This window comes from Hydrogenophaga sp. (assembly GCF_028698005.1).
GTDB lineage: Bacteria > Pseudomonadota > Gammaproteobacteria > Burkholderiales > Burkholderiaceae_C > Hydrogenophaga.
The window spans coordinates 1-5,372 of the sequence record NZ_JAQVEJ010000181.1 but is presented as its reverse complement, the minus strand read 5'-3'; the positions used below and the strand labels follow the sequence as shown (position 1 = coordinate 5,372).

Here is a 5,372-nt window from a genome sequence, read left to right as displayed (position 1 = left end):
CACCCGACCGGGCCGGTGGCGATCTTCAAAACGGACAAAGGGCCTCTTCCTTCAGCAAACGGGCTCTGAAAAATGTCAGGCCCGATCATGGAGGGTCCCCCTACAAACCGGAACGAATCACTTCGTACTTGGTTATGACAAAACCGAATTAGCAGCGGATCCGGCTGCGCCGCCAGGCACTGGCCGGCGCGCACCACGATGCCTGGCAGGCCGCCCTGCCGGGCGACATCCAGTGGCTGGTTCACCAGCGCTTCGTTGACGGCCGGGCCAACGCAGCGGTAGTGCCGTCGTGGCGGATCACCTCTCCAGGCTCCCCGCTGTTCTGGTCATAAGTTCATGCCGCACAGGGCATCAACATCCTCGATTGCCGTGTTTGCATATGCGGAACGCTTCGTTCACGGCCGGCACCGGCATGCACATAGTGAATGGAGGACGGCACCCCTGTGTCGGCCGATCACACATCCACATCAAGGAGTCCCCATGTCCCAGCTCAACGACCTGCCCGGCCGGTACACCCGCTTCAGGACCGAGCCCTACACCCACAACATCGGCGCCGTCATCCATGGCCTGGACCTGCGCCAGCCGCTGGACGACACCACCCAGGCCGAACTGCGGGACGCGCTGGCCCGCCACGAGGTGATCTTCTTCCGCGATCAGGACCTGACACCCGAACAGCACGTGCGGTTCACCCGAACCTTCGGGGACGTGGCCGAGGTCAAGGCATTTTTCCCGCGTCTGCAGAGTCACCCCGAGATCGAGATCGTCGAGAGCACGGCCGACAGGCCCAGGGCCGCGAGCAACTGGCACGCGGATATCACCTGGCGCGAGCAGCCACCGCTGGGCACCAGTCTGTACGCACAGGTGATCCCCGCCACCGGCGGCGACACCGTGTGGGCCAGCCTCACCAAGGCCTGGGAAAGCCTGCCGCCGGCCTTCCAGGCCTACCTGGAAACGCTCACCGCGGTGCACACCTGGGAGATCAGCGGCTGGACCGAGTACCTGCTGCGCAAGGACGCCAGCGGCGACGAACTGAAAGCCGCGCGCGCCAAGTACCCGCCGGTGGAGCATCCGGTGGTGCGCGTGCATCCGGTCACCGGCAAGAAGATCCTCTACGTCAACAGCACCTTCACCAGCCACATCAAGGGCCTGACGCGCTCGGCCAGCGACGCCCTGCTGACCCAGCTGTTCGAACTGGTGCGGGTGCCCGAATTCCAGGCCCGCCTGCGCTGGGCACCCGGCACGCTGGCGGTGTGGGACAACCGGTCCACCCAGCACTATGCGGTGGGCGATTTCTTCCCGCAGCACCGCAAGCTGCACCGCATCACGATCACGGCCGAGCAGACATTCTGATCACACACACCAAGGAGGAACCCATATGACCCAAGCACAACGGCCGAATCAGCGAAAGCTCCGCCTGGGAGCTTTCATCATGGCCACAGGCCACCACGTCGCCGCCTGGCGCCACCCCGGCGCGCAGGCCGACGCGGGCGTCAACATCGACCACTACATCGAGCTCGCGCAGACGGCCGAGCGCGGACTGTTCGACCAGGTCTTCGTGGCCGACAGCCCCGGCATCTGGCACCAGGGCGACCGCGAGTCGTTCAGCCGCCAGGGCCGGCTCTCGCACTTCGAGCCGGTCACGCTGTGGGCCGCGCTGTCGGCGGTGACCCGGCACATCGGCTTCGTGGCCACCGCCTCCACCACCTATGAAGACCCCTACCTGCTGGCGCGCAAGTTCGCCTCGCTGGACCACATCAGCAAAGGCCGCGCCGCCTGGAACGTGGTGACCACCAGTGCCGAAAACGTGCATGGCAATTTCGGTCTGGACGCGCACCCCGACCCGGCCCAGCGCTACGAACGGGCCCACGAATTCGTGGACGTGGTCAAGGGGCTGTGGGACAGCTTCGAGGACGACGCCTTCACACGCGACAAGGCCTCGGGTGTCTACTTCAACCCCGACAAGCTGCACACGCTCAACCACATCGGCAAACACCTCAAGGTCAAGGGGCCGCTGAACATCGAACGCCCGCCGCAGGGCCACCCGGTGATCGTGCAGGCCGGCTCGTCCGAGGACGGCAAGGAGCTCGCCGCTGCCACCGCCGAAGCCATCTTCACCGCCTGGACCAGCCTTGAGGAAGCGCAGGCCTTCTACGCCGACGTGAAGGGGCGCCTGGCCAAGTACGGTCGTCGGCCCGAACAGTTGCTGGTGCTGCCCGGCATCTCCCCGGTCATCGGCCGCACGGAGGAAGAAGCACAGGCCAAGTGGGCCGAGCTGCAGGCGCTGATCCATCCCTCGGTCGGTCTGGCCACACTGGCACCGTTCTGGCCCGGCGAAGACCTGTCGACATGGGACCTGGACGCGCGTCCGCCCTATATCCCGCAGCCGCCCAAAGGCATCCACAGCCGCGCCCACGTGGTGCTGGAGCTGGCCCGCCGCGAGCAGTACACCGTGCGCCAGCTCTACGAATACCTGGCCGGCGCGCGCGGCCACTGGGTGGTGGTCGGCACGCCGTCGCAGATTGCCGATCGCATGCAGGAATGGTTCGAGCAGGGTGCGGCCGACGGCTTCAACGTGATGCCGCCGGTGCTGCCGCAAAGCCTGAACGAGTTCGTCGACCTGGTGGTGCCCGAACTGCAGAAGCGGGGCCTGTTCCGCACCGCCTACGAAGGGACGACGCTGCGCGAGAACCTGGGGCTGGAGCGACCGCAGAGCCGCTGGGCCGAACCGCAGGCCCGGGCTGCCTGAAACACGGCGGGGGGTTGGGCGGAGTCCTGCCGGAGGGCAGGCTCCGCTTCTTTTTTGTCAGCCGCGTTCCTGCACCCGCTCACCACCTCGCAGGCAGCCGCGCATCGTGTCGGCCCCGCCCACGTCAAAGCCCCGGCACAGGGCCGGGGCTTCGTGGCTGGAGCGTGGGTCCTTCAGATCTTGGCGATCGACACCTCGGTGGACTTGACCAGGGCGACCACGTCGGACCCCACGGTCAAGCCGAGATCGATCACCGAGCGGGTGGTGATGACCGAGGTCACGATACCCCAGGGCGTCTCGACATCGACCTCGGACACGACGTCGCCCTGGATGATGGCCTTGACCCTGCCGCGGAACTGGTTGCGGACGTTGATGGCTTGAACGGACATGAAAAAGCTCCCTTGAACACGACAATCAGACGCTGTAGAGCGCCTGCGAAAACGGCACCGGTGCAAACCCGGCCGTGACCGGTATCCGCAACCCCTCCTGCAGCAGCAGGTGTACCGCGTCGTCCAGGCGCTGCCCGATTTCCGGTTCGACGTGGTACTGGTCATGGGCATCCTTGGGCACCTGCGCGTCGGTCGCGTAGACCCCGGGCAGGATGTGCCTGGCGCCCAGCGACTGCAGTACCGGCCGCAGGGCATAGTCCAGCGCCAGCATGTGGTGCGGGCTGCCACCCGTGGCCAGCGGCAGCACCGCCTTGCCCTTGAGCGCCGTTTGCGGCAGCAGATCCAGGAACACCTTGAGCACGCCGCTGTAGGCGGCCTTGTAGACCGGCGTGGCGATCACCAGCGCACGCGCATTGGCCACCTGCTCGATGGCGTGCCTGACGCTGGCATGCCCCCAGTCGGCCAGCAGCAGCGCCTGCGGGGAAAGGTCGCGCACCCGCAGGCGGTCGATCGGCAGGCGCCGGCCATCCACCTGCTCACGCAGGCGCTGTGCCACGGCATCGAGCAGGGTGGATGAGCGCGAATGCTCGGTGGGGCTGCCGCCAATCAGCAAAACAGACATGTTCCAGGGCTCCCGACAAAAAGAAAGGCGTGTGACAGCAAACAGACGGTGCGAATTACTTCTTGGTATAGATCTGGTCGAAGGTGCCGCCATCGGCGAAATGCACCTTCTTGGCCTGCGTCCAGCCGCCGAAGGCCTCGTCGATCGTGAACAGATTGAGCTTGGGCAACTGCTTGGCGTACTTGGCCTGCGCCTTCTCCGAGCGCGGACGGTAGAAGTTCTTGCCGATGATGTCCTGCGCCTCCTCGGTGTAGAGGAACTTCAGGTACTCCTCGGCCAGCGCGCGCGTGCCCTTCTTGTCCACGTTCTTGTCCACCACGGTCACGGCCGGCTCGGCCAGGATGGACAGCGAGGGATAGATGAAGTCCACCTTGTTGCCGAACTCCTTTTCCAGCAGGTAGGCCTCGTTCTCCCACGAGATGAACACGTCACCCTGGTTGCGCTGCGCGAAGGTGATCGAGGAGCCGCGCGCACCCGTGTCCAGCACCGGCACGTTGGCGTACAGCTTGCCCACGAACTCCTGCGCCTTGGCATCGCTGCCGTACTTGCGCTTGGCGAATTCCCAGGCCGCCAGGTAGTTCCACTGCGCACCACCGGAGGTCTTGGGGTTGGGCGTGATGACCTTCACGTCGGGGCGGATCAGGTCGTCCCAGTCCTTGATGTTCTTGGGGTTGCCCGCGCGGGTCACCAGCACGATGGTGGACGTGTAGGGCGAGCTGTTCAGGGGCAGGCGTTTCTGCCAGTCCTTGGGAATCCAGTTGCCGTTGGTGTGCAATGCATCGGTATCGCCGGCCAGCGCCAGCGTGGCCACGTCGGCCTCCAGGCCGTCGATGATGGCGCGGGTCTGCTTGCCCGAACCGCCGTGCGACTGCTTGACGGTCACATCCTGGCCGGTCTTGGCCTTGTGGTACTTGACGAAGGCCTGGTTGACCTCGACGTAAAGCTCGCGCGTCGGATCGTAGGACACGTTGAGCAGGGTCAGGGGCTGGCCCTGGGCCAGGACCGCCGTCGCGGAGGACAGCAGGGTCAGGGCGGCAGCGGCGCGGAGAACGAGGCGGCGGGACATGGTGGATTCCTTTCGATGAAATGGAGAGTGGTCCGCATCATCCTGCCGACTCCTCATAATTGAAACGAATATGTTTTCCTAAACAAATTACATAAACATCTTTCAAAAAAGCGCTTGCCCGTACTGCAGCTATCGCCAGGCTATCGCCCTGCTTGATGCAATCAATTTCACAAAACCCATAGGAATCGACACAATCAACCGGGAGATGCAGACACAGGAGCTCGCCGCATGACCGCCCTCATCCGCCAGATGCAACCCGTGTGGCACCAGGTGCAGCGCCTGGAACTGCCCGTGCCGCCGCATGCGCTGCGCACCGCGCTGCTGGCGCTCGGCGCCGGCCTGCTGGTGATGGCCGGGCTGGCCGCCGCCAGCACCTTCTGGGCGCCCACGCGCCACTGGTGGGACGCCACCGGCGCCGACAGCGCCATGACGGCAGGCGTGCAGGCCTCGCTGCTGGCCGCCCTGGCCACCGCGGTGGGGGCCTTGCCCGTGTTTTTGGTGCAGCGCGTGAGCAAGCGGCAGGAGGCCGCGCTGATGGCCTTCTCGGCC

At 65.6% G+C, this 5,372-nt stretch carries 6 protein-coding genes and 1 pseudogene; 3 read left to right on the top strand and 4 right to left on the bottom strand.

What is annotated here, in order from left to right; all coding sequences use genetic code 11:
- Window positions 1-245: hypothetical protein (locus tag PHQ87_RS14085; RefSeq protein WP_300235618.1), on the bottom strand; the 245-nt coding region annotated here is incomplete at its 3' end.
- A 235-nt stretch (window positions 246-480) separates the two neighbouring features.
- On the opposite strand from PHQ87_RS14085, the gene PHQ87_RS14080 reads away from it, so the two are divergent.
- A complete protein-coding gene (locus PHQ87_RS14080) occupies window positions 481-1,350 on the top strand; it encodes a TauD/TfdA family dioxygenase (RefSeq protein WP_300235615.1) in 870 nt (289 codons plus the stop codon).
- A gap of 25 nt (window positions 1,351-1,375) precedes the next feature.
- Window positions 1,376-2,746, top strand: coding sequence for an LLM class flavin-dependent oxidoreductase (locus tag PHQ87_RS14075; protein WP_300235611.1), 1,371 nt, complete (start codon window positions 1,376-1,378; stop codon window positions 2,744-2,746).
- Window positions 2,747-2,919: 173 nt separating this feature from the next.
- Here PHQ87_RS14075 and PHQ87_RS14070 read toward each other — a convergent pair whose 3' ends face one another.
- From PHQ87_RS14070 to PHQ87_RS14060, 3 genes are read right to left on the bottom strand one after another with little or no spacing between them, the layout of a single operon-like run.
- Window positions 2,920-3,135 carry a TOBE domain-containing protein gene (locus PHQ87_RS14070; protein ID WP_300235608.1) on the bottom strand — a complete coding sequence of 72 codons (216 nt, stop codon included), beginning with the start codon at window positions 3,133-3,135 and terminating at the stop codon, window positions 2,920-2,922.
- Window positions 3,136-3,160: 25 nt separating this feature from the next.
- A complete protein-coding gene (ssuE, locus tag PHQ87_RS14065) occupies window positions 3,161-3,757 on the bottom strand; it encodes an NADPH-dependent FMN reductase (protein ID WP_300235605.1) in 597 nt (198 codons plus the stop codon).
- Between the two features lie 55 nt (window positions 3,758-3,812).
- Window positions 3,813-4,823 (bottom strand): sulfate ABC transporter substrate-binding protein, encoded by a 1,011-nt coding sequence (locus PHQ87_RS14060; protein WP_300235602.1) that lies wholly within the window; start codon window positions 4,821-4,823, stop codon window positions 3,813-3,815.
- A 228-nt stretch (window positions 4,824-5,051) separates the two neighbouring features.
- Between PHQ87_RS14060 and PHQ87_RS14055 the strand changes: the two are divergent.
- Window positions 5,052-5,372 (top strand): annotated as a pseudogene (locus PHQ87_RS14055) (hypothetical protein); the annotation flags it as partial.